The organism is Protofrankia sp. CiP1_Cm_nod2, assembly GCF_920664355.1.
Classification (GTDB): Bacteria; Actinomycetota; Actinomycetes; order Frankiales; family Frankiaceae; genus Protofrankia.
This window is the reverse complement of record NZ_CAKKTL010000279.1, coordinates 2,216-6,709: the sequence shown is the minus strand read 5'-3', so window position 1 is coordinate 6,709 and position 4,494 is coordinate 2,216. Positions and strand designations below refer to the sequence as shown.

The window sequence follows — 4,494 nt, the reverse complement described above, 5'->3', positions numbered from 1 at the left end:
CGGCGGGGGGGCGGCCGGGGCGGGTGCGGGTGCGGCGGTGGCCGCCGGAGCGGCGGCCACCGCCGTGCCGCCCTCGTCGATGACGGCGAGTTCGACGCCGACCTCGACCGTTTCGTCCTCGGCCACCCGGATGGCACTGATCACGCCGGACGCGGGTGCGGGGATCTCGGTGTCGACCTTGTCCGTACTGACCTCGAGGAGCGGCTCGTCGGCCTCGACGCGCTCGCCTTCCTTCTTCAGCCAGCGGGTGACGGTGCCCTCGGACACGCTCTCACCCAGACGGGGCATCGTGACGGACACAGACATGGGGTAGGGCTCCTTTGCGGCGTCCGACCGACCGTGGACGACGGGCAACGGCTACGAACGCGATGGGTGCGGGGCGACTCGGAGGGCCTGCGATGACGCGGCGGGCACCTGCCGCCGCGTCATCGCAGGCCCTGATGGCTGGTGGGCGGGCGGGTACACGATCATGGTGTCTGTCGTGTACCCGCGGGCCCTGGTGACTACCAGTGGGGCGGGGGGTGTGCGGCGGTGGCCGGCGTCGCGCATCCGTGGCCCCCGATCGGTCGGTTGACTGTGCTGACTGTCAGTTGTGGGAGTGCAGCGGCTTGCCGGCCAGCGCCAGATGCGCCTCACCGATGGACTCGGACAACGTCGGGTGCGGGTGGATGAGCTGGGCCACCTCGGCGGGCAGCGCCTCCCAGCTGGTGATCAGCTGGGCTTCGGCGATCAGCTCGCCAGCCCGGTCGCCGACGATGTGGACGCCCACCACCGGGCCGTCGGGCACGGCCACGAGCGTCACCGCGCCGGCGGTCTGCAGGATCTGCGCCTTGCCGTTGCCCGCCAGGTCATAGGTCTGGGTGACGATGTCCCCGTACCGCTGCTCCGCCGCGGCCGAGGTCAGACCGACCGAGGCCACCTCGGGGTGCGAGTAGGTGACCCGCGGGATGTTGTCGTAGTCGACCGGCGCCGGGTCCAGCCCGGCCAGGCTCTCGGCGAGGAAGATCCCCTCGGCGAAGCCGACGTGGGCGAGCTGGAGGCCGGGGCGCAGGTCGCCGATGGCGGAGACGGTCGGCACGTTGGTGCGCAGCTGGTGGTCGACGAGGACGTACCCGCGGTCCGTCGCGATGCCGACCTCCTCGTAGCCCAGCCCCTCCGACACCGGCCCGCGCCCGACCGCCACCAGCAGCAGCTCGGCCTCGATGGTCGTGCCGTCCTCGAGGGCCACCGTGACACCCTCGTCGGTGGTCTTCACACCGGCGAACCGGGCGCCGAGGTGCTGCTTGATGCCGCGCCGGCGGAAGGCCCGCTCCAGCAGCTTGGAGCTGGACTCCTCCTCCAGCGGCACCAGGTGGGGCAGGGCCTCGACGATGGTCACCTCGGCGCCGAAGGAGCGCCACACCGAGGCGAACTCGCAGCCGATCGCGCCGGCGCCGAGCACCACGGCGGATGCCGGCACCCGGTCGAGCCGGAGGGCGTCGTCGCTGGTGATCACCTGGTGGTGGTCGACCTCCAGGCCCGGCAGCGACTTCGACTGCGACCCGGTCGCCAGCACGACGTGGCGTCCGGTGACTACCCTGTCGCCCACGGCGACGGATGTTGGTGACACGAGTCGTCCGTAGCCCTCGACGAACTCGATGCCACGGGTGTTCACCAGGCCGGTCAGCCCGCGGTAAAGCTTGCTGACCACCGAGTCCTTGTAGGAGTTGACCTTCGCGATGTCGATTCCCTCGAAGGTCGACAGAATCCCGAAACTACCGCTTTCGTGAATATTGTCCGCGACCTCCGCCGCGTGCAGCAGCGCCTTGGTCGGAATGCACCCGCGATGCAGGCACGTTCCCCCCAGCTTGTCCTTCTCGATCAGAGAAACGGTCAGGCCGAGCTCCGCGGCACGCAGAGCCGTCGCGTAACCGCCACTGCCGCCGCCGAGGATGACCAGGTCGACGGGACCCGCCGCAGAGTCCACCACGCCAGGTGTCCCTTCTCGTTGACTGGTTAGGATGCGTTCAGTCTTTCATGTCACCTCAGTGCGGCGTCGGAGGTCCGCCGCGACTGTGGTGCATGACGCCGGTATTTCATCGGGCTACTTCCGTGCGGTGCCCGTTACCCGCTGGTAGTTGGTTCACCGGACGTCCGGCCGCTGGTTGCCGGCAACGTTCTCGGCGAGTTGGAGCAGGGTCCGGACGATCACCCCGGTGCCGCCCCTGGGGGTGTGCCCGTACGGTTCGCCGCCGTTCCAGGACGGCCCGGCGATGTCGATGTGCGCCCAGGGGACGTCCTCGGGCACGAAGGTGCTCAGGAAGTGGGCGGCGACGAGCATGCCGCCCTCCCGGCCGCCGCCACCGGCGACGTTGGCCAGGTCGGCGACGGCCGAGTCGAGCACCTTGCGCAGCTCCGGCGGCAGTGGCATCGGCCACACCGCCTCGCCGCTGTCGCGGGCGGCCGCGACGACCCGGTCGACCCCGCCGCCGCGGCCCATCACCCCGGCGGTGCGCTGCCCCAGGGCGACGATCTGCGCGCCGGTGAGCGTGGCGACGTCCACGATCAGGGCGGGGGACTCCTCGGCGGCGCGGGCGAGGGCGTCACCGAGGACCAGGCGTCCCTCCGCGTCGGTGTTGAGCACCTCCACCCGGGTGCCGCCGCGCAGGGCCAGGACGTCGCCCGGCCGGATCGCCCCGCCCGAGGGCATGTTCTCCGCCAGCGGCAGCCAGCCGACGAGGCGGACCGGCAGGTTCAGCCGGGCCGCCGCGACGAGCGTCGCGAGCACCGAGGCGGCCCCCGCCATGTCGGTCTTCATCCACTCCATCGCGCCCGCGGGCTTCAGCGACAGGCCGCCCGAGTCGAACGTGATGCCCTTGCCGACGAGGGTGAGCGCGGGCCGCTCGGCGGCCGGCGAACCGGCCGGGCGCCACTCCAGGCGGACGAGGCGGGGCGGGTTCACCGAGCCCTGGCCCACCCCGAGGATGCCGCCGAACCCGCCGTCGGCCAGCGCCCGCTCGTCGAGCACGTCGACGGTGACGCCCACCTCGCCCGCGCGCCGGGCCGCGATCTCGGCGAACGTCGCCGGCGGCAGATGCCCGGGCGGGGTGTTGACGAGGTCGCGGACGAGCGCCACGGACTCCACCGCGACGCCGGCCCGGCGCACCGCGTCGTCGGCGGCGGCCTGGGACACGTCGTCCACCACGAATGTGATTTCGCTCACGGGCAGACGGTGGTCGTCCGCGGACGTGGCCCGGAACTCCCGGAAGGCGTAGGCGCCGAGCAGCGATCCCTCGGCCACGGCGCGCAGCCGCGCCGGCCCGGGGGTGCCGGCGACGAGGGCGAGGGTGGTGGCCACCCGGCTGGTGCCGGCGAGCGCGCGCATGGCCGCCCCGGCCGCGCGGCGCAGCGTCTCATGGCCGATGCCGCCGTCGGCCGCCGCCGCGTCCGCAGCCGCCCCGGTGCCCTCGTCCGCGCCCGTATCCGCTGGTGATGTGCCCGCCGCCGGCGGCTGTGCCGGCGGCGCGCCGACGCCGACCGCGAGCACCGTCGGGATGCGCAGGGTCCCCAGAGTCGCGAACCGGACCAGGTCACCGGCCTTGCCGGTGGCCCCCAGGTCGGCGAGGACCGTCGCGAGCCGGCCACCGAGTGCCATGTCCAGCTCCTCGGTGCCACCGAGCGGGATGGGACCGTCCTTGCCCGTCGCGACACCGATCACCAGCGCGTCAGCATCAAGATCCAGCACGGATGAGGTTGTCACGGCAGTCACGGTCATGCCGAGAGACTACGGAACACACCACAGGACGATGCAGAGCCGGGTCCTCCACACCGTCCCACAGCGCCCTCGCCCGGCCCCCGCCCCGCCCCCGCCCCGCCCCCGGAACCCGCCCGGACCGCCCCGGAACCGGCTCCAGTGCGCGCGCCACAGCCTCCCCACCGCGAGGCCGTTCCCGCCCGTATCCGGCATGCCCGTCAACACCGCCGGCTGCCGAGGCTGTCGGGGCCGCTCCCCGCCCCGTGCCCGCGTCCCGACCGCGTGCCACCCGCCAGCCACTCCCGCGACCGTCGCCCCCGCCGCTCCGGTTGCCCCGAAAGGGCTGAAGGACGCGGATCCACTGCTGCTGGAGCAGCAGCGCAGTCACATCCTTGCCCGCCACCGCCCGCTGGTGATCACCGAGTCGGCGGAGGCCTGGGACGCTGATCTTCCGAAAAACTAAAACAGGTCTGCGGGTCTGTCCGGAAGCCTTGCTTCGGATCCGCTGGCGTCATAGGCAAATTACGCTGCCTAAGATCTTGGCTAGGGTTTCAGGAGATCTTCTATGTCGTAAGACACATATAAAAACTCCGAAGGATGTGGGTCCGCCGCTGCCGTGGTGGCTCGTGTTCGCATTCCTCGGCGGTGTACCGGGGATGTGGGGTGTTCCAGGGCGGAGTGTCCCGACGGGCCGGGCGCACGCGTCCGGATTTTCGATGGGCGAGCCGGACGCTCCCGGGCGGCGGCCGGCTCTCGAGCCC

General features: G+C 72.2%; 3 protein-coding genes. All 3 read right to left on the bottom strand.

Going from position 1 to position 4,494, the window contains the following annotated elements; genetic code table 11:
- Positions 1–306, bottom strand: a 306-nt coding sequence (locus NBW84_RS21560) for a biotin/lipoyl-containing protein (RefSeq protein WP_445548801.1), incomplete at its 3' end; no start/stop codon positions are given.
- A 280-nt stretch (positions 307–586) separates the two neighbouring features.
- Positions 587–1,969 (bottom strand): dihydrolipoyl dehydrogenase, encoded by a 1,383-nt coding sequence (gene lpdA / locus NBW84_RS21555; RefSeq protein WP_250286854.1) that lies wholly within the window; start codon positions 1,967–1,969, stop codon positions 587–589.
- Between the two features lie 153 nt (positions 1,970–2,122).
- Positions 2,123–3,754: a leucyl aminopeptidase gene (locus NBW84_RS21550; RefSeq protein WP_250286852.1), complete on the bottom strand. Its 1,632-nt coding sequence runs from the start codon at positions 3,752–3,754 to the stop codon at positions 2,123–2,125.
- Positions 3,755–4,494 lie beyond the last annotated feature (740 nt).

Excerpts from the sequence above, each read along its gene's own strand:
- NBW84_RS21550 (WP_250286852.1), bottom strand. The coding sequence starts at position 3,754 with ATGACCGTGACTGCCGTGACAACCTCATCCGTGCTGGATCTTGATGCT.